This window comes from Streptomyces triticisoli, assembly GCF_003270085.1.
GTDB classification, from domain to species: domain Bacteria; phylum Actinomycetota; class Actinomycetes; order Streptomycetales; family Streptomycetaceae; genus Streptomyces; species Streptomyces triticisoli.
This window is the reverse complement of sequence record NZ_QFDQ01000059.1, coordinates 37597-58272: the sequence shown is the minus strand read 5'-3', so window position 1 is coordinate 58272 and position 20676 is coordinate 37597. Positions and strand designations below refer to the sequence as shown.

Annotated in this window: 21 protein-coding genes and 1 riboswitch; of the genes, 13 read left to right on the top strand and 8 right to left on the bottom strand. The window is 71.5% G+C overall.

Annotated elements, in window-relative coordinates:
* Positions 1–81: 81 nt before the first annotated feature.
* On the bottom strand, positions 82–882 hold the full coding sequence (gene hisN, locus DEP02_RS11000; RefSeq protein ID WP_112467159.1) for a histidinol-phosphatase: 801 nt from the start codon (positions 880–882) through the stop codon (positions 82–84).
* Positions 883–1079: 197 nt separating this feature from the next.
* Here hisN and DEP02_RS10995 point away from each other — a divergent pair, with 197 nt between their 5' ends.
* Positions 1080–1688: a TetR/AcrR family transcriptional regulator gene (locus DEP02_RS10995; protein WP_112467158.1), complete on the top strand. Its 609-nt coding sequence runs from the start codon at positions 1080–1082 to the stop codon at positions 1686–1688.
* A gap of 74 nt (positions 1689–1762) precedes the next feature.
* Here the strand turns inward: DEP02_RS10995 and DEP02_RS10990 are convergent, their stop codons facing one another.
* The 4 genes from DEP02_RS10990 to DEP02_RS10975 all read right to left on the bottom strand — a co-directional run bounded on the left by DEP02_RS10990 (position 1763) and on the right by DEP02_RS10975 (position 5342).
* Positions 1763–2086 (bottom strand): DMT family transporter, encoded by a 324-nt coding sequence (locus DEP02_RS10990; protein ID WP_112467157.1) that lies wholly within the window; start codon positions 2084–2086, stop codon positions 1763–1765.
* 131 nt (positions 2087–2217) lie between these two features.
* A complete protein-coding gene (rsgA, locus tag DEP02_RS10985) occupies positions 2218–3228 on the bottom strand; it encodes a ribosome small subunit-dependent GTPase A (protein WP_112467156.1) in 1011 nt (336 codons plus the stop codon).
* A gap of 18 nt (positions 3229–3246) precedes the next feature.
* Complete coding sequence (gene aroA / locus DEP02_RS10980) at positions 3247–4563, bottom strand: 3-phosphoshikimate 1-carboxyvinyltransferase (protein ID WP_112467155.1); 1317 nt, start codon at positions 4561–4563, stop codon at positions 3247–3249.
* 56 nt (positions 4564–4619) lie between these two features.
* Positions 4620–5342, bottom strand: coding sequence for a M50 family metallopeptidase (locus DEP02_RS10975; RefSeq protein ID WP_112467154.1), 723 nt, complete (start codon positions 5340–5342; stop codon positions 4620–4622).
* Positions 5343–5392: 50 nt separating this feature from the next.
* Here DEP02_RS10975 and DEP02_RS10970 point away from each other — a divergent pair, with 50 nt between their 5' ends.
* From DEP02_RS10970 to DEP02_RS10920, 11 genes are all read left to right on the top strand, one after another.
* Positions 5393–6208: an SOS response-associated peptidase gene (locus tag DEP02_RS10970; protein ID WP_112467153.1), complete on the top strand. Its 816-nt coding sequence runs from the start codon at positions 5393–5395 to the stop codon at positions 6206–6208.
* Between the two features lies 1 nt (position 6209).
* Entirely contained in the window at positions 6210–6932 is a 723-nt protein-coding gene (locus DEP02_RS10965) for an alpha/beta hydrolase family protein (protein ID WP_232839054.1), read from the top strand.
* Between the two features lie 255 nt (positions 6933–7187).
* Positions 7188–7883, top strand: a complete 696-nt coding sequence (locus DEP02_RS10960; protein WP_198668380.1) for a sigma-70 family RNA polymerase sigma factor — start codon at positions 7188–7190, stop codon at positions 7881–7883.
* Positions 7880–8191: a mycothiol system anti-sigma-R factor gene (rsrA, locus tag DEP02_RS10955; protein WP_112467151.1), complete on the top strand. Its 312-nt coding sequence runs from the start codon at positions 7880–7882 to the stop codon at positions 8189–8191. The genes DEP02_RS10960 and rsrA overlap by 4 nt, the downstream gene beginning before the upstream one ends.
* A 136-nt stretch (positions 8192–8327) precedes the next feature.
* Positions 8328–9635, top strand: a complete 1308-nt coding sequence (locus tag DEP02_RS10950; RefSeq protein WP_112467150.1) for an HD-GYP domain-containing protein — start codon at positions 8328–8330, stop codon at positions 9633–9635.
* Positions 9632–9793 carry a hypothetical protein gene (locus DEP02_RS10945; RefSeq protein ID WP_232839053.1) on the top strand — a complete coding sequence of 54 codons (162 nt, stop codon included), beginning with the start codon at positions 9632–9634 and terminating at the stop codon, positions 9791–9793. Before DEP02_RS10950 ends, DEP02_RS10945 begins: the two co-directional genes overlap by 4 nt.
* Positions 9790–11022 carry an HD-GYP domain-containing protein gene (locus tag DEP02_RS10940; RefSeq protein ID WP_112467149.1) on the top strand — a complete coding sequence of 411 codons (1233 nt, stop codon included), beginning with the start codon at positions 9790–9792 and terminating at the stop codon, positions 11020–11022. Before DEP02_RS10945 ends, DEP02_RS10940 begins: the two co-directional genes overlap by 4 nt.
* Before the next feature lie 105 nt (positions 11023–11127).
* Positions 11128–12108: a tetratricopeptide repeat protein gene (locus DEP02_RS10935; protein WP_112467148.1), complete on the top strand. Its 981-nt coding sequence runs from the start codon at positions 11128–11130 to the stop codon at positions 12106–12108.
* A gap of 59 nt (positions 12109–12167) precedes the next feature.
* Positions 12168–12818 carry a peptide deformylase gene (gene def / locus DEP02_RS10930; RefSeq protein WP_112467147.1) on the top strand — a complete coding sequence of 217 codons (651 nt, stop codon included), beginning with the start codon at positions 12168–12170 and terminating at the stop codon, positions 12816–12818.
* A gap of 348 nt (positions 12819–13166) precedes the next feature.
* On the top strand, positions 13167–14270 hold the full coding sequence (gene cyc1, locus DEP02_RS10925; protein ID WP_112467175.1) for an epi-isozizaene synthase: 1104 nt from the start codon (positions 13167–13169) through the stop codon (positions 14268–14270).
* Positions 14267–15640 carry a bifunctional albaflavenone monooxygenase/terpene synthase gene (locus DEP02_RS10920; protein WP_112467146.1) on the top strand — a complete coding sequence of 458 codons (1374 nt, stop codon included), beginning with the start codon at positions 14267–14269 and terminating at the stop codon, positions 15638–15640. The genes cyc1 and DEP02_RS10920 overlap by 4 nt, the downstream gene beginning before the upstream one ends.
* 21 nt (positions 15641–15661) lie before the next feature.
* Here DEP02_RS10920 and DEP02_RS10915 read toward each other — a convergent pair whose 3' ends face one another.
* Entirely contained in the window at positions 15662–16627 is a 966-nt protein-coding gene (locus DEP02_RS10915; RefSeq protein ID WP_112467145.1) for a helix-turn-helix domain-containing protein, read from the bottom strand.
* Between the two features lie 179 nt (positions 16628–16806).
* On the opposite strand from DEP02_RS10915, the gene DEP02_RS10910 reads away from it, so the two are divergent.
* A complete protein-coding gene (locus DEP02_RS10910; RefSeq protein WP_198668379.1) occupies positions 16807–17058 on the top strand; it encodes a hypothetical protein in 252 nt (83 codons plus the stop codon).
* Here the strand turns inward: DEP02_RS10910 and DEP02_RS10905 are convergent.
* Positions 16971–17981 (bottom strand): ribonucleotide-diphosphate reductase subunit beta, encoded by a 1011-nt coding sequence (locus tag DEP02_RS10905; protein ID WP_112467144.1) that lies wholly within the window; start codon positions 17979–17981, stop codon positions 16971–16973. The genes DEP02_RS10910 and DEP02_RS10905 overlap by 88 nt on opposite strands.
* Entirely contained in the window at positions 17981–20344 is a 2364-nt protein-coding gene (locus DEP02_RS10900; RefSeq protein ID WP_112467143.1) for a ribonucleoside-diphosphate reductase subunit alpha, read from the bottom strand. The genes DEP02_RS10905 and DEP02_RS10900 overlap by 1 nt, the downstream gene beginning before the upstream one ends.
* Positions 20345–20466: 122 nt before the next feature.
* Positions 20467–20603: riboswitch (cobalamin riboswitch) on the bottom strand.
* Positions 20604–20676: the final 73 nt, after the last annotated feature.

Sequence of the window (20676 nt, the reverse complement as noted above, 5' to 3'; positions counted from 1 at the left end):
TCTCAGAGTTGCAGGCAAAACGGGGGTCAACAAGGGGGCGCACGCGGCCGGTTGGAGGCATGCGCGGCACATGGCGGTTTCTCAGCGGCGCCGGTTGAGGTACTCCAGCATCTCGTCGTGCAGCAGTCCGTTGGACGCGGCCGCGTTGCCGCCGTGCGGTCCGGGACGGCCGTCCAGGCCGGTGAAGGTGCCTCCGGCCTCGGTGACGATGATCGCGTTCGCGGCCATGTCCCACAGGGACAGCTCCGGTTCGGCGCAGAGGTCGACCGAGCCCTCGGCGACCATCATGTACGGCCAGAAGTCGCCGTACGCGCGCGTGCGCCACACCGCACGGGTCAGGTCCAGGAAGCCGTCCAGGCGGCCCTGCTCCTCCCAGCCGCTGAGCGAGGAGTACGCGAAGGAGGCGTCCGCGAGCTTCGCCACGCGCGAGACCTGCAGTCTGCTCGCCTTCGTCAGGCTACGGCCGGTGAAGGCGCCGTAGCCCTGCGCGGCCCACCAGCGGCGGCCGAGCGCGGGCGCGGAGACGACACCGACGACGGGCTGGTAGCCCCCCTCGGAGGCTTCCATCAGCGAGATGAGCGTCGCCCAGACGGGGACGCCGCGGACGTAGTTCTTGGTGCCGTCGATCGGGTCGACGACCCAGCGGCGGGGGCCGGTGCCCTCGATGCCGTACTCCTCGCCGAGGACCGCGTCGCGGGGGCGGGCGCGTTGCAGCTGGCCGCGGATGAGTTCTTCCGCCGCCTTGTCCGCTTCGCTGACCGGGGTCATGTCCGGCTTCGTCTCGACCTTGAGGTCGAGGGCCTTGAAGCGGTCCATGGTCGCGGCGTCGGCGGCGTCCGCGAGGACGTGGGCCAGGCGCAGATCGTCGAGGTAGTCGGGCATGTAAGGCACGGTATCCGCCCGGCGGGTACGGGGCTACCGGGGGCGTGGGTGTGACGGCGCGGGTGAGTCGGCTCGCCGCACATGGCGGGTGGGCGCGGCTCTGTCTCCCCTGTCCGCGCACAGTGCGTCACAGACCCTTGACAGCGCGTCCCCCCGCGTCAAATCTGGGCGCAGACCCGCTCCGCCCCAGGGAGGCGATGATGCCTGCAGCGCGGGAGTCCCTGCTGGACGCCGCCCGTGCGGCGCTGGCGCGCCGACCGTGGTCCACCGTGCGGATGGTGGACGTGGCCGCGGCGGCCGGAGTCTCCCGGCAGACGCTCTACAACGAGTTCGGCAGCAAGGAAGGGCTCGCCCGCGCGCTGGTCAGAAGAGAGGCGGACGGCTATCTCGCCGGCGCCGAGCGCGCCCTCGCCGCCCACGGCACCCCGCACGAACGGCTCACCGCCGCCGCCGAGTGGACCGCGTCGGCCGCCCGTGACAACGCGCTGGTGAAGGCGATGCTCACCGGCTGCTGGAGCGAGCGGCTGCCCGCGCCCACGCTCTCGGCGGTGCCGTTCCCCTCCGACGTGCCGGCGCAGCGCAGGGCGGACGGCCTGCTGCCGTCGCCCGGCGACTTCGTGGCGATCGTCCGCGACCGTGCCGTGGCCCTGCTGTCCGCGCCCGGCGTTCCCACGGCGGAGACCGCCGCCCTGGCCCGCACCTGCGAACTGGTGCTCCGCCTCGCCCTGTCGTGCGTGGCGGCACCGCCGGGCGAGGGCGGGGTCGCCGAACTCGTCCGCGGCGTCCTGCACCGCCAACCGGTCTGATCCGCTCCGGTGCCGTGCCTTGGCTTGAGATTCAACCAACCCCAGGTCGATCTTGGATTGGTCAAATCTCAAGCTCAGTGCGCGGAACCGGACAGCTGCAGTCCGACCACGCCGATGATGACCAGACTGATCGAGACGATCTTCAGCGTGGAGACCAGGTCGCCGAGGAAGACCATCCCGTAGACCGCGGTGCCCGCCGCGCCGATGCCGGTCCACACCGCGTACGCCGGGCCCACGTCGAGCTTCTTCAACGACAGGGTGAGCAGCCCGAAACTGCCCAGGGCGAAGCAGCAGAAGGCGATGGTCGGCCAGAGTCTGGTGAACCCGTGCGACAGCTTCAGACACACGGCGAAGCCTGTTTCGAGCAACCCGGCCACGATGACCAGCAGCCACGCCATGTGTGCCCTCCCGTACGTCCGCGTGCCGTGACCGCTTGGTCGCGCTAGAGGCAGGTCCCCCCATCCGGCTCCGTGCGATTATGCACTTGCCGGACCGCACCACACCCAAACAACGCGGAGGTCAGGGCGGGTCAGTCGCCTTCCCTGCGCTCCCGCGTGGCCAGCAGCCGGCGCAGCGAGTACAGGCGTGCCGGGTCCGCGTGGCCCTCGGCGACCCACTCGTCCAGCGCACAGTCCGGCTCGTCGTGACCGCACGCGCGCGGGCAGCCCCCCGTGCCCGGCTCCAGGTCGGGGAAGGCGTGGATGACCCGGGACGGGTTGATGTGCGCGAGGCCGAACGACCGTAGGCCCGGGGTGTCGACGACCCAGCCGGACGCGCCCGCCAGCGGCAGCGCGAGCGCCGAGGTCGTGGTGTGCCGGCCCCGGCCGGTCACCGCGTTCACCCGGCCCGTCTCCCGCCGCCGCTCCTCGGACACCAGCGCGTTGACGAGCGTGGTCTTGCCGACGCCGGAGTGGCCGACGAACGCCGTGACCTTCCCGTCCAGATGCTCGCGCACCCGGTCCGCCGTGTCCCCGCTCTCCAGCCCCTCGCGGCTGGTGACGACATGGGGGATGTCCAGCGCGCCGTACAGCTCCAGAAGCTCGTCCGGCGGGGCCAGGTCCGACTTGGTCATGACCAGGAGCGGGGCCAGGCCGCCGTCGTACGCCGCCACCAGGCACCGGTCGATCAGACGCGGGCGCGGCTCGGGGTCGGCGAGCGCGACGACGATGGCCAGCTGGTCGGCGTTGGCCACGACCACGCGCTCGTACGGGTCGTCGTCGTCCGCCGTGCGGCGCAGGACGGAGGTGCGCTTCTCGATGCGGACGATGCGCGCGAGGGTGTCCTTCGTCCCGGACAGATCACCGACCAGGGCGACCTGGTCGCCCACGACGGCGGCCTTGCGGCCCAGCTCGCGGGCCTTCATCGCGACGACCGTACGGCCGTCGACGAGGCACGTCAGCCGGCCCCGGTCGACGGTGAGCACCATGCCCTCGGCGGCGTCCTCGTGCTTCGGGCGGATGTTCGTACGTGGCCGGTTGCCCCGGCGGCTCGGGCGGACGCGGATGTCGTCCTCGTCGGTGTGCCTGCCGTAGCGCCGCATGACGTGTTCCCCGCGCCCCTACGCCCCGAGCATCCCGGTCCACAGTTCGGGGAAGTCCGGCATGGTCTTCGCCGTGGTCGCCACGTTCTCGATCCGCACGCCCTCCACGGCCAGGCCGATGACCGCACCGGCGGTCGCCATGCGGTGGTCCTCGTAGGTGTGGAAGACCCCGCCGTGCAGCGGGCGCGGACGGATGTGCAGGCCGTCGGCGGTCTCGGTCACGTCACCGCCGAGCGCGTTGATCTCCTTGGTCAGCGCGGCCAGCCGGTCGGTCTCGTGCAGCCGCAGATGGGCCACGCCGCGCAGGGTCGAGGACGAGTCGGCGAGGGCGGCGACGGCCGCGATGCCCGGGGTCAGCTCGCCCACCTCGCTCAGGTCCACGTCGATGCCGTGCACGGCACCCGAACCGGTGAACACCAGGCCGTACTCGGTGAGCTCGCAGGAACCACCCATCTCGGTGAAGATCTGCCGCAGCCGGTCACCCGGCTGGGTCGTCCGGGCCGGCCAGTCGGGGATGACGACCTTGCCGCCGGTCAGCAGCGCCGCCGCGAGGAAGGGCTGGGCGTTGGACAGGTCCGGCTCCACGGTCAGGTCCCGGCCGAGCAGGGCGCCCGGCGTGATCCGCCACACGTTCGGCTCGCCGCCCGACTCCGGGGTGTCCACCTGGGCGCCGACCGCGCGCAGCATGTCCACCGTCATCCGGATGTGCGGCATCGACGGCAGCTTCGCACCGGTGTGCCGCACCTCCACGCCCTGGTTGAAGCGCGGCCCGGACAGCAGCAGGGCGCTGACGAACTGGGACGAGGAGGAGGCGTCGATCTCCACCGGGCCGCCCTCCAGCGCACCGCCGCCGTGCACGGTCATCGGCAGCGCGCCCCGGCCGTCGTCGTCGATCCGGGCGCCCAGAGCGCGCAGCGCGTCGATGACCCCGTGCAGCGGACGCTCGTACGAACGCGGGTCGCCGTCGAAGCGGATGGGGCCGTCGGCCAGCGCGGCGACCGGCGGCAGGAAGCGCATCACGGTGCCCGCGTTGCCGACGTCGACCGTGGCCGGGCCGTGCAGGCCCGCGGGGATCACGCGCCAGGCCTCCCCGGTGCCGTCCGGGCCGACGCCCTCCTCGATGCCCACGCCCATCGTCCGCAGGCCGCCCGCCATCAGCAGCGTGTCGCGGGAGCGCAGCGGGCGGCGCAGCCAGCCCGGCTCGGAGGCGAGGGCGGCGAGCACCAGGGCGCGGTTGGTGACTGATTTGGACCCCGGCACGTGGACCGTCGCATCGACGGCTCCGCTCGCGTGCGGGGCGGGCCAGAGGGCGGTGTGTGCGGGATTCGGAGCCATGGCCCCCACTCTATAAGGAGGAGGTCGGACCGGCCGCCGCCCGTCCAGGCGGGTGATCACAGCCCCAGCAGCCAGCGGCCTCCGCCGATCAGCGAGCACAGCGACACCGCGTGGAACAGGAACAGCCACAGCCCCGCCGGTACGTGCGTCAGCCGCGACAGCTGGTCCGCGTCCGAGTCCCCGGCGCCCCCTCGGGACCGCTTGGCCTGCAGCTCGAAGGCCGGGCGCACCCCGCCGAGCAGCAGGAACCACACCACCGCGTACGCGAACGCCGCCTGCACCTGGGGCCCGGTCAGCCAGGACACCAGCAGGAACGTGCCGCCGGTGAGGATCACGGTGAGCGCCCCGTAGGCGTTGCGGATCATCACCAGCATCGTCACCAGCAGCGCGGTGGCCACCCACAGCAGCAGCGTGATGCGCCCGGCGCCGAGCAGGGCAGCGCCGCCCAGGCCCAGCAGCGGGGGAGCGGTGTAGCCGGAGGCCGCGGTGAGGATCATGCCGATGCCGTACGGCTTGCCGCGGCTGACGGTCAGGCCGCTGGTGTCGGAGTGCAGGCGTATCCCGGTCAGCGTGCGGCCGGTGAGCAGGGCCACCAGTCCGTGGCCGCCCTCGTGCGCGATGGTGATCGCGTTGCGGGAGACGCGCCACAGGCCGTGCGGGACGACCACGGCGAGCGCGGCGACCGCGGTGGCGACCACCACCCACAGGTCGGGATCGGGCTGGGTGCCGATCAGCCGGTCCCAGAGGTCGGGCAGCGCGGAGGCGGCGGTGCTGGCCATGTTTTCTGGTGGCTCCCTGTCCTTGTACGGAGTCTGGCAGTGTGGCACGTATGTGCGGACGGTATGCGGCGAGTCGTGGGGCCGGGGAACTCGCGGAAATCTTTGAAATCGAGAAGTGGGAGCCGGAGGAGACCCTGGTGCCCGACTACAACGTGGCCCCGACCAAGGAGGTCCACGTCGTCCTCGACCGCCCTCTGAAGGACGCCGAGGACAGGCGGCCGGTTCGGCAGCTGCGGAAGCTGAGGTGGGGTCTGGTTCCCTCCTGGGCGAAGTCCCCCGAGGGCGCCGCCCGGATGATCAACGCGCGCGCGGAGACCGTCCACGAGAAGCCGTCGTACCGCCGTGCCTTCGCCGCCCGGCGCTGCATCCTGCCCGCCGACGGCTACTACGAGTGGGTCACCGGCACCCAGGAGCGCGAGCTGGAGGTCGAGGGCAAGCGCAAGCGGCCCCGCAAGCAGCCGTACTTCGTCACTCCGGCGGACGGCTCGGTGTTCGCGATGGCGGGTCTCTACGAGTTCTGGCGGGACCGTACGCTGCCCGACGACCACCCGCGGGCCTGGTGGGCGACCTGCTCGGTGATCACCACGGAGGCCGAGCAGACCCCGCTGGCCGGCGCCCCCGCCGAGGGCCCGCGCTCGCTGCACGACATCCACCCCCGGATGCCGCTGATGCTGACCCCCGACCGGTGGGACGCCTGGCTGGACCCGGCCCGCACGGACGTGGACGACCTGCGCACCCTGCTGGCACCCCCGCCGCCCGGCCTGATGCGCGCCTACCCCGTCTCGACGGCCGTGAGCAACGTCCGCAACAACGGACCGGAGCTGCTGAGGGAACTGCCGGCGCCTGAAGAGGGCACACTCTTCTGACGTGGACGTGAGCGAGAACACCGGGACCGCCGGGACCGCCGGGACCGCCGAGACCGCCGGGACCGCCGGGACCGCCGAGGACACCGAGACCGCCAGGACCGCCGAGGTCGTCGAGACCGGTGCGGGCCAGGCCCGCGTCACCTGGCACCGGGCGGACGACGCGCGGCTCGTCCTCGCCGTGGGTCACGGCGCGGGCGGCGGCATCGAGGCCCGCGACCTGCAGGCGTTGGCCCGGACCCTCCCCGGGCACGGTGTGACCGTCGCGCTCGTCGAGCAGCCCTGGCGGGTGGCCGGCAAGAAGGTGGCTCCCGCGCCGAAGACCCTGGACACCGGCTGGCGCGGGCTCTGGCCGGCGCTCACCGCGCCCGGACTGCCGGTGATCTCCGGAGGCCGCAGCGCGGGCGCGCGCGTCGCCTGCCGCACCGCGACCGAGCTGGGCGCGCACGCCGTGCTGGCGCTCGGCTTCCCGCTGCACCCGCCGGGCAAGCCGGAGAAGTCCCGCGCGGAGGAGTTGCTCGCACCCGGGGTGCCCACCCTCGTGGTCCAGGGCGGCAACGACCCGTTCGGCAGGCCGGCGGAGTTTCCCGAGGGGGACCACGACCTGATCGAGGTGCCGTACGCCGATCACGGCTTCGCCGTCCCGAAGCGTGCGGACATCACGCAGGAGCAGGCGCTGGAGATCATCACCGAGGGCGTCGCCCAGTGGGCCGTGTCACTCGGGTGACGCCCGGGAATGCCCGGCCCCCGGGCGCTGTTGAGGTGGACAGAAGTGCCGGTCACCGGCGTCCGCGTCCGAGGAGAGGAAGTCCGCCGCATGGGTTCGACCATTTGCCCGAGCCGCAGCAGCCGCACCACCCTGGACTGGACGGTGCTGCACGCGGCCAGGACCGCCCCGATTCGGGCGGCGGGCGGGCCGGATCGTCGTCTATCCTCCGATTCGGGTGGGACCGCTTCCGGTCCCCCGACATCGCTTGAGGAGGTGGGTCCGGTTCCCGGTACCGACGCAAGGGCCGACAACGGCCAGGCGGAGCAGCCCGAGGGCCGGGGCGCGCGTGTGGAAGCGTCCGCGGAGTCGAGTGCCGAGCGCAGTGCGCGCTTCGAGCGGGACGCGCTCGAATTCCTCGACCAGATGTATTCGGCCGCGCTGCGCATGACGCGCAACCCGGCCGACGCGGAAGACCTGGTGCAGGAGACCTACGCCAAGGCGTACGCGTCCTTCCACCAGTTCCGTGAGGGCACCAACCTCAAGGCGTGGCTGTACCGGATCCTCACCAACACGTTCATCAACTCCTACCGTAAGAAGCAGCGCGAACCCCAGCGCAGCGCGGCCGAGGACATCGAGGACTGGCAGCTCGCGCGGGCCGAGTCGCACATGTCGACGGGGCTGCGCTCCGCCGAGTCGCAGGCGCTGGACCACCTGCCCGACTCGGACGTGAAGGAAGCGCTGCAGGCGATCCCCGAGGAGTTCCGCATAGCCGTCTACCTCGCGGACGTGGAGGGCTTTGCCTACAAGGAGATCGCGGACATCATGGGGACACCCATCGGTACGGTGATGTCCCGGCTGCACCGGGGCCGCCGTCAGCTGCGCGGAATGCTCGAGGACTACGCCCGCGAGCGCGGGCTGGTCCCGGCCGGTGCCGGAGAGTCGAACAAAGCGAAAGGCTCGGGCTCATGAGCTGCGGAGAGCCGCACGAGACGGACTGCAGTGAGGTACTCGACCACCTCTACGAGTTCCTCGACAGTGAGATGCCGGAAGTCGATCGCACCAAGTTCGAGCACCACTTCGAGGAGTGCTCGCCGTGCCTCGAGAAGTACGGCCTGGAGCAGGCCGTGAAGAAGCTGGTCAAGCGGTGCTGCGGGCATGACGACGTACCCACCGACCTGCGCGCCAAGGTCATGGGGCGGATCGAGCTGATCCGCTCCGGCCGGACCGTCCCCGAGAACGACGTGACCGCGGGACCGGTGACTCCGCAGGAGTCCTGACCCGCCGTCCGCGCGGACACCCGCCCGGACACTGTTCACCCGAACGTGCTAATCTGCGGGGTTTTGCCCCGTGTACTCCCCGTTGCCCGCCCTACGCTCCCACTGTGGACAGGCGTGACCGGGGAGGGGCATCGTCATGGAGGCGGTTCCACCGCGGGCCCGTGTGTACGTCGCCTGTGTGGTCCTCGGCGCCCTGACCTGTCTGCTGCCGCTGCCGGCGAGCCCCACCACCTGGTGGGCGGTCGCCCTGCTCGCCGCGGTGTACGCCGGCTGCAGGCACCTCGCCCGGCGCAACCTCGCCGGCCCCTTCTACCCCGTCCTGCTGGCGGCGGCCTTCCTGCTGCCGCCGGCCGCCGCCGCGCTGGTTCCGCTGCCGGGTGTCCTGTTCGCCCGCGTCGGGCAGCGGCCCGAGGGGCTGCGCCGGAGCTGGCGGGCCGCCCAGCTCGCCCTCGCGGTGTGGGCCGCCTCCCGGACGCACGGGGCACTGGGCGGCCGGGACGCCGTCGCCGCCTCCGACTTCCCCTACGCCCTCGCCCCCGCCGGGGCCGCCGTGCTCGCCTTCTGCCTGGTGCTGACGGCGCTGGACGGCGGGATCCACGCGCTCGTCGAGCGAGTGCCGGCACGGCGGGCGTGGCAGGGGCTGTTCACCCGGTCGCTGGCGCCGATCGGGGTGCACGGGCTCGCGGGACTGATGATGGCCGTGCTGTGGCGCAGCCCCTACGGCCCGGTCGCCGCGCTGCTGGTGCTGCTGCCGATGTGCGTGTCGTGGTGGGCGTACGCCCAGTACCACCGGGAGCGGGCCGCCCACCGGGCCACCATCCGCGCGCTGGTGCAGGCCGTCGACATCAAGGACGGGTACACGCGCGGGCACAGCGAGCGGGTCGGTCAGGCCTCCATGATGATCGCGCGTGAGCTCGGCATGGACGACGAGCGCGTCGAGGTGCTGCGGTTCGCCGGCATCCTGCACGACGTGGGGAAGCTGGGCGTTCCCACCCGGCTGCTGCGCAAGGACGGGCCGCTGACCCCCGAGGAGCGCCGGGTGATCGAGCTGCACCCCGAGTACGGGCACGAGATGGTGCGCGGGATCTCCTTCCTCGGCGAGGCCCGCTCGGCGATCCTGCACCACCACGAACGCCTGGACGGCAGCGGCTACCCGTACGGGCTGACGGGAGGCCAGATCCCCGAGTCCGCACGGGTGGTGGCCGTCGCGGACGCCTTCGACGCGATGACCTCCACCCGCTCCTACCGGCGGGCCCGCCCGATCGGTGCCGCCCTGGAGGAACTGGAACGCTGCGCCGGCGCACAGTTCGACCCGCGGATGGTCACGGCACTGGCACGGGCCCTGGACCGGCACGGTTGGCACCCGGCGGTCACGGCCGAGGACGGGGTGTCCGTCTCCCCGCCGGTGCCGCCGGCGGCCGACCGTGAGGAGGTGCGCCGATGAGCCGGTGCGTGTTGTCGGCCCTCGACCCGCGGATGGTCGCGGCGCCGGTGCGGGCCCTGGACCGGCACGGTTGGCACCCGGCGGTCACGGCCGAGGACGGGGTGTCCGTCTCCCCGCCGGTGCCGCCGGCGGCCGACCGTGAGGAGGTGCGCCGATGAGCCGCCCCCTGCTGCTGGTTCTCATCCGTGGCTCGGCTCTTCTCGTCGCCCTGCTGTCCCTCGGCGTCACCCTGTGGACCGGCGTGGAGGAGCGCGGGGCCGCCCTCGCCTTCGGGGTGCTCGTGCTCGTCGGCGAGGTCGCGCGGTGGAACGGGGCCGGTGTCCGGGAGGCCGCGCCGCTGGGTGCCGCGGGAGGGCTGTCGTACGCCCTGCTGGGCGAGGACGCCGGGCGGGCCAGTCACCACGGCGCCTTCCAGGCCGTCGCCGTGGTGCTCGGCGCGTGTCTGCTCGGCAGCGTGCCGCACCTCGCGCGCGGGGAGGGACAGACCCTCGACCACCTCGCGCGGCGGATCCTCACCGTCGCCTTCGCGGCCGTCTGTTTCCAACCACTGTACGGCGAAGGGGCGTTCGGGGACTGGATCGGTCCGGCGTACGCCCTGCTGCTGCTCGCGCTGCTGGTGCTCACCGCGCTGTGCGGCGCCGTGCTGGCCGCCGCGTCGGCGCACTGCCGTACCCGGTGGCCGTTCGGCCCGCTGCTGCGCGAGGAGCTGCGCGGGCTGCTCGGGATCGGCTCGGCGGTGTGCGCGACCGGCGCGGTCATGGCCCTCGCGGTCGCGGTGGTCGGGCTGTGGGCGCTGCCCGTGTTCTCGCTGCCGCTGCTGCTCACCCAGTTGTCCCTGAGACGGTACGCGGCCGTGCGGAGCACCTACCGGCAGACCATCGACTCCCTGGCCCGCGCCACCGAGGTCGCCGGGTACACCCCGTCCGGGCACGCCCGGCGCGTGGCCGCGCTCAGCCGGGCCGTGGGCCGGGACCTGGGCCTGACGGAGCCGGAGCTGACCGTGCTGGAGCACGCGGCCCTCATGCACGACATCGGGCAGCTCAGCCTGGTCGACCCGGTCCCCGCGGGCGCCACCGCCGGGCTGCCCGCCGAGCAGCAGCGGCGTATCGCACTGCTCGGCGGGGCCGTCGTACGGCAGACCGGGGTCGACGCGCGGGTCGCGGTCGTGGTGGAACGCCAGGCCGACCCCTGCCGGGAGCAGCCGCTGCCCGCGCGGATCGTGCGGGCCGTCAACGCCTACGAGGAGAAGGCACGCGACGCCGGGCCCGGCGGATCGCTCCAGGCCCTGGAGGAGCTGCGGCTGGCGGCCGAGTACGCCCCCGATGTGGTGGAATCACTGGCCCGTGTACTCTCACGCGACGGTCTGACGTCGCCCGCCATGGGGTAACCCATGGGTAATGAGCGCCCTTCCAACCGTACGTGGTTGGATGCGTGGAAGAGGGTGTCCGGGGGCAGAAGCCAGCCCACTGAACGGAACTGGCAGGCAGGAATCGTGAGGATCTTCGGCAAGGTACGGCACCGGCCCTCCGCCTCCTGGCGGCAGGCCACCGACCGCGCGTTCACCCTGATCGGCGACGGTCGGTACGAGGACGCGGGCGCGCTGCTGACGCGCGCCGCCGACCTGGAACCCTGGCTGTCCGAGTCCTGGTTCAACCTCGCCCTGCTGCACAAGTTCCGGCACGACTGGGAGCAGGCCAGGTCGGCGGGGCTGAGGGCCGTGGCCCTGCTGGAGAAGGAGACCGGGGCGCCCGACTGGTGGAACGTCGGCATCGCCGCCACCGCCCTGCAGGACTGGCCGCTGGCCCGGCGGGCCTGGCAGGCGTACGGCCTGAAGGTGCCCGGAGGCGCGGCCGCCGCCGGGGAGCCGGTGGGCATGGAGCTGGGCAGCGCGGCCGTGCGGCTGTCGCCGGAGGGCGAGGCCGAGGTGGTCTGGGGCCGGCGCCTGGACCCGGCCCGGATCGAGGTGCTGTCCATCCCGCTGCCCTCCTCGGGGCGGCGCTGGGGCGAGGTCGTGCTGCACGACGGCGTGCCCCACGGCGAGCGGACCACCGCGGCCGGCGACATCTACCCCGTCTTCGACGAGATCGAGTTGTGGGCGCCCTCGCCCGTGCCCACCTGGGTGGTCCTCCTGGAGGCCGCCACCGAGGCCGACCGGGACGCCCTGGAACAGCTGGCCTCCGACGCCGGCTTCGCCGCCGAGGACTGGTCGTCGTCCGTACGGCTGCTGTGCCGGATGTGCTCGGAGTCGCGGATGCCGTCCGACGAGGGCGACGGCGAGCACCTCGACCCGCACGACCACAGCGAGCCGGGGCACCCCGGCCCCCTCGGCCACCGCACCGACGGACAGCTGTGGGTGCCGGAGCGGGAGTGCGGGGTGGCCGCGCCCGCCTCGCTGGTGAGGGGGCTGCTGGACGGCTGGGTCGCCGACAGTCCGGACTCCCGGGACTGGCGGGACCTGGAAGAGGTCTGCTGAGCGCTCGCCGTACTCTTTAACAGCATCAGTCGTTCCAGGAAGGCAGGCACAGGGCGGTCATGGCGGAGCAGGACACCGATCAGCAGCACGCGGGCGTGCTCCCCGTCGACGACGAGGGGTACGTCGTCGACACGGAGGACTGCGAGGAGCGCGAGGCGGCCTGGCGCGAGCGCGGCACCTCCCGGCCCATCACGGTCGTCGGCAATCCGGTGCTGCACAAGGAGTGCGAGGACGTCACCGACTTCGGTGAGGAGCTCCAGCAATTGGTCGCGGACATGTTCGCCAGCCAGCGCACCGCCGAGGGCGTGGGCCTGGCCGCCAACCAGATCGGCGTGGACCTGAAGGTCTTCGTCTACGACTGCCCGGACGACGAGGGCGCCCGGCACGTCGGCGTCGTCTGCAACCCCAAGCTGGTCGAACTGCCCGCCGACCGCCGCCGCCTGGACGACAGCAACGAGGGCTGCCTGTCCGTGCCCACCGCCTACGCGCCGCTCGCCCGCCCCGACTACGCCGAGGTGACCGGGCAGGACGAGCGGGGCAACCCGATCAAGGTGCGTGGCACGGGCTACTTCGCGCGGTGCCTGCAGCACGAGACCGACCATCTCTACGGCTACCTCTACATCGACCGGCTCTCCAAGCGCGAGCGCAAGGACGCGCTGCGGCAGATGGCCGAGAACGAGCCCCGCTACCCCGTCGTCGCCAACGACTGATACGCGTCACGGCAGTCGGGGCGGGAGCGACCCGCCCGTACGGCGCCCGGTCGGCAGGAAACCGACCGGGCGCCGTACGTATGCCGTCGCACTTCCGGCGCACTGCTCTCGCACCGTGCTCGCACATGCGTTGTAGATGCCGTGCTTATTCGATCCTTTGTGCGCTTTCGTCGATTCATATTCAGCCACACAAGGGGAGATTCTCCGCATCCCGGAATGGCGAGTAGGTCAAATCCGTTCCCAGAGCGGTCAGTTGTAGTGCTGAATGGGGGGACGGGGATACGCGACGGCGTGCGCCCGGCACAACAGAAGGGGCGTACGTCACCGGCGGCTGAGAGGGGTTTGTTCGTGCCAGCTTTCCCGTACAGCACCGCAACGACATCCACAACGACATCCACATCGACGGCGGTCGCAGTCCCGCCACAGCTCGCTCTCCCGGTGATCGAGACCGTGTTCCCCAGGCAGTTGCACGCCTATTGGCCCAGCCTCCAGGGGAAGACCCGCGGCTGGCTGCTGGAAAAGCGGCTCATGCCGGCCGACAAGGTCGAGGAACACGCCGACGGCCTGTGCTACACCGACCTCATGGCGGGGTACTACATCGGCGCCCCGGACGAGGTGCTCCAGGCGATAGCGGACTACAGCGCGTGGTTCTTCGTCTGGGACGACCGTCACGACCGCGACATCGTCCACGGCCGGCCCGCCGCCTGGCGGCGGCTGTGCCATGCGCTGCACACGGCCCTGGACTCCCCCCAGGACCACCTGAACCACCGGGATGCCCTGGTCGCGGGGCTCGCGGACAGCGTGCTGCGGTTCTACTCGTTCCTGTCGCCGACGTGGAACGCCCGCTTCGCCCGGCACTTCCACGCGGTGATCGAGGCGTACGACCGGGAGTTCCACAACCGCACCGAGGGTGTGGTGCCCACGGTCGAGGAGTACCTCGCGCTGCGCCGGCTCACCTTCGCGCACTGGATCTGGACCGACCTGTTGGAGCCGAGCGCCGGCCGCGAACTCCCGGACGCCGTCCGGAAGAACCCCGCCTACCGGCGCCCGGCACTGCTCAGCCAGGAATTCGCCGCCTGGTACAACGACTTGTGTTCGCTGCCCAAGGAATTGGCGGGCGACGAGGTGCACAATCTCGGGATCAGTCTCGTCAAACATGAGGGTCTGACCCTGGAGGAGGCGGTGAAGGAAATGCGCCGGCGCATCGAGGAGTGCGTTTCTGAATTCCTCGTCGCCGAACAGGAGGGATTACGTTTCGCCGATGAACTCGCGAACGGCACGGTGCGGGGAAAGGAACTGAGCGCCGCCGTACGGGACTGCCTCGGCAACATGCGGAACTGGTTCAGTTCCGTCTACTGGTTCCACCACGAGTCCGGCCGTTACAGGGTCGACAGCTGGGACGACCGATCCACGCCCCCGTATGTCGACAACGATGCGGCAGGTGAGAAATGACCGTCGATTCGGTGAATTCCGAAGCCCGGCAGAACACGGAGGAACCGCACGAGCCGCCGCTGGCCGGAGGGGCGGTACCGCTTCTCGGCCACGGTCTGAAACTGGCCCGCGATCCACTGGCCTTCATGTGCGGGCTGCGCGACCACGGCGACGTCGTCCGCCTCAGACTCGGTCCCAAGACGGTGTACGCCATCACCACCCCCGCCCTCACCGGGGCGGTGGCCCTGAGCCCCGACTACATCATCTCCGGCCCGCTGTGGGAGACCCTGGAGAGCCTGCTCGGCAAGGAGGGCGTGGCCACCGCCAACGGCCCTCTGCACCGCCGCCAGCGCCGCACCATCCAGCCCGCCTTCCGGCGCGACGCCATCCCCGCCCACGGTCCGGTCATGGAGGAGGAGGCGCACGCGCTGACCGAGCGCTGGAGCTCCGGCCGACCGGTCGACTGCACCCTGGAGGCCTTCCGGATCGCCGTGCGCGTCTCGGCCCGCTGCCTGCTGCGCGGCCCGTACATGGACGAGCGCGCCGAACGCCTGGGCGGCGCGCTCTCCACCGTCTTCCGCGGCATGTACCGGCGGATGATCCTGCCGCTCGGACCGCTGTACCGGCTGCCGCTGCCGGCCAACCGCGCATTCGACCGCGCGCTGGCCGATCTGCATCGCCTCGTCGACGAGATCATTGCCGAACGCCGGGCGTCCGGGCGAAATCCGGACGATTTGCTGACGGCATTGTTGACGGCCGAAAATGACAATGGCAAGCCCATCGGGGAACAGGAGATCCACGACCAGGTGGTCGCGATACTCACCGCCGGCGGTGAAACGGTGGCCACCACGATCATGTGGCTGCTGCAGACACTCGCGAATCACCCGGAACACGCGGACCGGATCCGCGCCGAGGTCGAATCCGTGACCGGCGGCAAACCGGTCGCATTCGACGACGTCCGCAGGCTCACGCACACCAACAATGTCATCGTGGAGACGATGCGTTTACGGCCGTCAGTATGGGTATTGACGCGGCGGGCGGTCACCGACACCGAACTCGGTGGCCGGCGCATTCCCGCCGGGGCGGACATCATCTACAGTCCGTACGCAATCCAGCGCGATCCGCGTTCGTACCCGGACCACCTGGAGTTCGACCCCGACCGCTGGCTTCCCGAGCGGTCCAGGGAGGTACCGAAACACGCCATGAGCCCGTTCGGCGTGGGCAACCGCAAGTGCCCCGCCGACCACTTCTCCATGGCGTTGCTGAGCCTGTTCACGGCGGCGGTGGCGACGAGGTTCCGCCTGGAGCAGGTCGCCGGGTCGAACGACACCCCCCGGATCGGCATCACCCTGCGCCCGCGCAAGCTGCTGGTGCGGCCGGTGCCGAGGTGACCTGAGCGGACGTACGCGCGTTCAGGCGGCCTGCGGACCCCTGAACGCGCGCCGGTAGGAGTTCGGGGTGGTGCCCAGCGCGCGGACGAACTGGTGCCGCAGCGCCGCCGCCGTCCCGAACCCCGTCCGGTCCGCGATCACGTCCATCGTCTCGTCCGTCGCCTCCAGCAGCTCCTGTGCCAGCAACACACGTTGACGCAGGATCCAGCGGTACGGGGTCGTGCCCGTCTCCTGCTGGAAGCGGCGGGCGAAGGTCCGCGGGGACATGTGCGCGCGGGCGGCGAGCTGCTCGACGGTGACCTCCTGGCCGAGGTGCTCCTCCATCCACACCAGCACCTCGCCGACCGTGTCGCACGGGGACTTGGGCAGCGGCCGCTCGATGTACTGCGCCTGCCCGCCGTCCCGGTGCGGGGGCACCACCATCCGCCGGGCGATCCTGTTGGCGACCTCCGGGCCCTGCTCCTTGCGCACGATGTGCAGGCAGGCGTCGATGCCCGCCGCGGTCCCGGCCGAGGTGATCACCGGGTCCTCGTCCACGTACAGCACGTCCGGCTCGACGACCACCCGCGGGAAGCGCCGGGCCAGCTCGTCCGCGTGCCGCCAGTGCACCGCACAGCGCCGCCCGTCCAGCAGCCCGGCGGCGCCCAGCACGAACACGCCCGAGCAGACGCTGAGCACCCGCGCGCCCCGTTCCACGGCCCGGTTGAGCGCGTCGAGCAGCGCGGGCGGGTAGTCGCGCGAGACGTTCGCGTCCGAGGCCGGCACGGCGATCAGGTCGGCCTCCTCCAGCCGCTCGAGCCCGTACGGCGTCGATACCGTGAGGCCGGGGACATGGGTGTTCAGCGTCCCGCCCTCCGCGGAGGCGACCGCGAAGTCGTACACCGGCAGCCCCTCGTCACTGCGGTCGAGCCCGAAGACCTCGCAGACGACGGAGAGCTCGAAGGGATGCACTCCGTCCAGCAGGACGGCGGCCACGTTGCTCAGCATGCCTCACCTCGCCTCATCGGCGAGGAGCGCGTCTCGTTCCTCGGCCGGGGGTCCGGGGGGCGCCCCCCGGGACAGCACAGCAGCATGGTGCCAGTGTGCCTCAACAGTGGCAGGAATTTGAAGGTGTACGGCAGTCCTGCCACTCACGGTCAGGAGTGTCCGGCGCGACAGTGGTGTCCATGAATACGACACAGCTGCAAGGCCTCATCTCCATGGTCGCCGTCCTCGGGCTCCTGGTCCTCATGGTCCTGCCGGCGGTGATCGGCATCGTCCACGACCGCCGTATCGACCGCCAGCTCAGGCAGGCCCAGGAGGACCGGGAACCCCGGGAGAACCGCGACGGTCAGAAGTCCTCGTCCAGGTCGACGGTGCCCTCCACCGCCACCTGGTACGCCGACGGACGCCGCTCGAAGAAGTTGGTCAACTCCTGAACGCCCTGGAGCTCCATGAAGGAGAAGGGGTTCTCCGAGCCGTACACCGGAGCGAAGCCGAGGCGGGTGAGGCGCTGGTCGGCGACGCACTCCAGGTACTGCCGCATGGAGTCGGTGTTCATCCCCGGGAGGCCGTCACCGCACAGGTCGCGCGCGAACTGCAGCTCGGCCTCGACGGCCTCCCTCAGCATGTCGGTGACCTGCCGCCCGAGCTCGTCGTCGAAGAGGTCCGGCTCCTCCTTGCGGACGGTGTCCACCACGTCGAAGGCGAACGACATGTGCATCGTCTCGTCCCGGAACACCCAGTTGGTGCCGGTCGCCAGCCCGTGCAGCAGGCCCCGGCTGCGGAACCAGTACACGTAGGCGAAGGCGCCGTAGAAGAACAGGCCCTCGATGCACGCGGCGAAGCAGATCAGGTTGAGCAGGAAGCGCCGGCGGTCGGCCCTCGTCTCCAGCCGGTCCAGCTTCTCCACCGAGTCCATCCACCTGAAGCAGAACTCGGCCTTCTCGCGGATGGAGGGGATGCTCTCCACGGCCGCGAAGGCGGCGGTGCGGTCGTCCGGGTCGGGGAGGTAGGTGTCCAGCAGCGTCAGGTAGAACTGGACGTGCACCGCCTCCTCGAAGAGCTGCCGGCTCAGGTACAGCCGCGCCTCGGGGGAGTTGATGTGCTTGTAGAGCGTCAGCACCAGGTTGTTGGCGACGATCGAGTCACCGGTGGCGAAGAACGCGACCAGCCGGCCGATCAGGTGCTGCTCGCCCGGCGTCAGCTTCGCGAGGTCGGCGACGTCCGAGTGGAGGTCGACCTCCTCCACGGTCCAGGTGTTCTTGATGGCGTCCCGGTAGCGCTCGTAGAAGTCCGGGTAGCGCATGGGGCGCAGGGTCAGCTCGAAGCCGGGGTCGAGGAGATTCTGGTTGCTGGTCATCACTGGCAGGCCTCGCAGGACTCGGGGTTTTCCAGGGAGCAGGCGACGGCGTCCGGTTCGGTCACCTGCGGTGCGGGGGCGGCGGCGCGGTTCTGTGCCCGGGCCGCGCGGGCGATCCGGGTGGCCGGGCGGGAGCGCAGGTAGTACGTCGTCTTCAGGCCCTGCTTCCACGCGTACGCGTACATCGAGGAGAGCTTGCCGATGGTCGGCGTCTCCATGAACAGGTTCAGGGACTGCGACTGGTCCAGGAACGCGGTGCGGGCCGCCGCCATGTCGATCAGGCCGCGCTGCGGGATCTCCCACGCCGTGCGGTACAGCTTCCGTACGTCCTCGGGGATCCAGGCGAAGTCCCGCACCGAGCCGTTGGCCTCGCGCAGTGCCTCACGTGTACGGGCGTCCCAGACGCCGAGCTTCTTCAGGTCGGCCACCAGGTAGGAGTTGACCTGCAGGAACTCCCCGGACAGCGTCTCGCGCTTGAACAGGTTGGAGACCTGTGGCTCGATGCATTCGTACGCGCCCGCGATCGAGGCGATGGTGGCGGTCGGGGCGATGGCGAGCAGCAGCGAGTTGCGCATGCCGACCGCGGCGACGCGCTCGCGCAGGGCCGCCCAGCGCTCGGGCCAGGTGAACTCGACGCCGTAGTGGTCGGGGTGCAGCACACCCCGGGCCGTACGGGTCTTCTCCCAGGACGGGAACGGGCCACTGCGCTCGGCGAGGTCGGCGGAGGTCTCGTACGCGGCGAGCATGATCCGCTCGGCGATCCGGGTGGACAGGGCCTTCGCCTCCGGGGAGTCGAAGGGCAGCCGCAGCTTGAAGAACACGTCCTGCAGGCCCATGGCGCCCAGGCCCACCGGCCGCCACCGGGCGTTGGACCGGCTCGCCTGCTCGGTCGGGTAGAAGTTGATGTCGACCACCCGGTCGAGGAAGGTGACGGCGGTGCGGACCGTCTCGTCCAGCCGCTCCCAGTCGATGTCCTCGCCGTGCACGAACGAGCCCAGGTTGACCGACCCCAGGTTGCAGACCGCCGTCTCGCCGTCGTCCGTGACCTCCAGGATCTCCGTGCACAGGTTGGAGGAGTGGATCACGTGGCCCGGCTCGGCCGTCTGGTTGGCGGTGCGGTTGGCGGCGTCCTTGAAGGTCATCCAGCCGTTGCCGGTCTGCGCGAGGGTGCGCATCATGCGGCCGTACAGGTCGCGGGCCGGCATGGTCTTCCTCGCCAGGCCCTTCGCCTCCGCGGCCCGGTACGCGGCGTCGAACTCCTCGCCCCACAGGTCGGTCAGCTCCGGCACGTCGGAGGGGGAGAACAGCGACCACCGCCCGTCGGCGTCCACCCGGCGCATGAACTCGTCCGGGACCCAGTGCGCGAGGTTCAGGTTGTGCGTCCGGCGGGCGTCCTCGCCGGTGTTGTCCCGCAACTCCAGGAACTCCTCGATGTCCGAGTGCCAGGTCTCCAGGTAGACCGCGGCCGCGCCCTTGCGCCGGCCGCCCTGGTTCACGGCGGCCACCGAGGCGTCCAGGGTCTTCAGGAACGGCACGATGCCGTTGGAGTGCCCGTTGGTGCCGCGGATCAGTGAACCGCGCGAGCGGATGCGGGAGTAGGCGATGCCGATGCCGCCGGCGTGCTTGGACAGGCGGGCGACCTGGTGGTAGCGCTCGTAGATCGAGTCCAGCTCGTCCCTGGGGGAGTCCAGCAGGTAGCAGGACGACATCTGGGGGTGCCGGGTGCCGGAGTTGAACAGGGTGGGGGAGGAGGGCAGGTAGTCGAGGCGGCTCATCAGCCCGTACAGCGCCGCGACTTCGTCGAGGGACCGCAGGGTGTCGTCCTCGGCGAGGCCGCTCGCCACCCGCAGCATGAAGTGCTGGGGCGTCTCGATCACCTGGCGGGTGATCGGGTGCCGCAGCAGGTAGCGGCTGTGCAGGGTGCGCAGGCCGAAGTAGCCCAGGCGGTCGTCGGCGGCCGGGTCGATCAGCGCGTCCAGGCGCTTGCCGTGCACGCGCGCGAACGCGGCGGTCCGGTCGGCGATCAGGCCCTCGCGGTGGCCGACGGCGATGGACCCGGTGAACGACGTGACGCCCTGGGAGGCGGCCTCGGCGCGGATGCCGATGGCCAGCAGCCGGGCGGCCAGCCGTGAGTAGGCGGGGTCCTCGGAGATGAGCCCGGCGGCCGCCTCCGTGGCCAGCTCGCGCAACTCGGCCTCGTCGGCGTGTGCCGACCGGCCGCGCAGCGCGGCGGCGGCGACCCGGCCGGGGTCGGCGTCGGGGAGGTCGGCGGTCAGCTCCGTCAGGGTCCGCAGCAGTGCGGTGCCGGGACTGTCGGGCTCCGGGGCCGCGGCTGAGGCCGGGTCGGCTGGCGCGATGGTCACGTGGGGTCTCCCTCGCTCGGCGCGGGGCCTCGTCGAGGGCAGGGGGCAGCACACGAGCGCACGGGGCGTCGCGTCCACCGGCCCATTCCACGAGGCCCGGACGTCGGGGCACCCGGACCGGACGGCCGGGCGCACTGTCGGCAGGTCCTCGGACTGACGCTCGTACACGGCCATGCGGGCATACGTGTACGAGTACACCGTTGCGGGACAGTTCCGGATTCGCACCGGATTCCCCTGCGGCGACAGCGAGCATGAGCATACATGTTGTGCCGGGCGGGGGAGACACCCCCAGATGTTGTGCCGAGCTGGTGTCAGCGCGGCAACGCAGCGTC

Bases quoted from the DNA above. Each gene is read 5' to 3' on its own strand.
- hisN (WP_112467159.1), bottom strand. From the start codon at position 882: ATGCCCGACTACCTCGACGATCTGCGCCTGGCCCACGTCCTCGCGGAC.
- DEP02_RS10995 (WP_112467158.1), top strand. From the start codon at position 1,080: ATGATGCCTGCAGCGCGGGAGTCCCTGCTGGACGCCGCCCGTGCGGCG.
- DEP02_RS10990 (WP_112467157.1), bottom strand. From the start codon at position 2,086: ATGGCGTGGCTGCTGGTCATCGTGGCCGGGTTGCTCGAAACAGGCTTC.
- rsgA (WP_112467156.1), bottom strand. From the start codon at position 3,228: ATGCGGCGCTACGGCAGGCACACCGACGAGGACGACATCCGCGTCCGC.
- aroA (WP_112467155.1), bottom strand. From the start codon at position 4,563: ATGGCTCCGAATCCCGCACACACCGCCCTCTGGCCCGCCCCGCACGCG.
- DEP02_RS10975 (WP_112467154.1), bottom strand. From the start codon at position 5,342: ATGGCCAGCACCGCCGCCTCCGCGCTGCCCGACCTCTGGGACCGGCTG.
- DEP02_RS10970 (WP_112467153.1), top strand. From the start codon at position 5,393: ATGTGCGGACGGTATGCGGCGAGTCGTGGGGCCGGGGAACTCGCGGAA.
- rsrA (WP_112467151.1), top strand. From the start codon at position 7,880: ATGAGCTGCGGAGAGCCGCACGAGACGGACTGCAGTGAGGTACTCGAC.
- DEP02_RS10950 (WP_112467150.1), top strand. From the start codon at position 8,328: ATGGAGGCGGTTCCACCGCGGGCCCGTGTGTACGTCGCCTGTGTGGTC.
- DEP02_RS10945 (WP_232839053.1), top strand. From the start codon at position 9,632: ATGAGCCGGTGCGTGTTGTCGGCCCTCGACCCGCGGATGGTCGCGGCG.
- DEP02_RS10940 (WP_112467149.1), top strand. From the start codon at position 9,790: ATGAGCCGCCCCCTGCTGCTGGTTCTCATCCGTGGCTCGGCTCTTCTC.
- def (WP_112467147.1), top strand. From the start codon at position 12,168: ATGGCGGAGCAGGACACCGATCAGCAGCACGCGGGCGTGCTCCCCGTC.
- DEP02_RS10920 (WP_112467146.1), top strand. From the start codon at position 14,267: ATGACCGTCGATTCGGTGAATTCCGAAGCCCGGCAGAACACGGAGGAA.
- DEP02_RS10915 (WP_112467145.1), bottom strand. From the start codon at position 16,627: ATGCTGAGCAACGTGGCCGCCGTCCTGCTGGACGGAGTGCATCCCTTC.
- DEP02_RS10910 (WP_198668379.1), top strand. From the start codon at position 16,807: ATGAATACGACACAGCTGCAAGGCCTCATCTCCATGGTCGCCGTCCTC.
- DEP02_RS10905 (WP_112467144.1), bottom strand. From the start codon at position 17,981: ATGACCAGCAACCAGAATCTCCTCGACCCCGGCTTCGAGCTGACCCTG.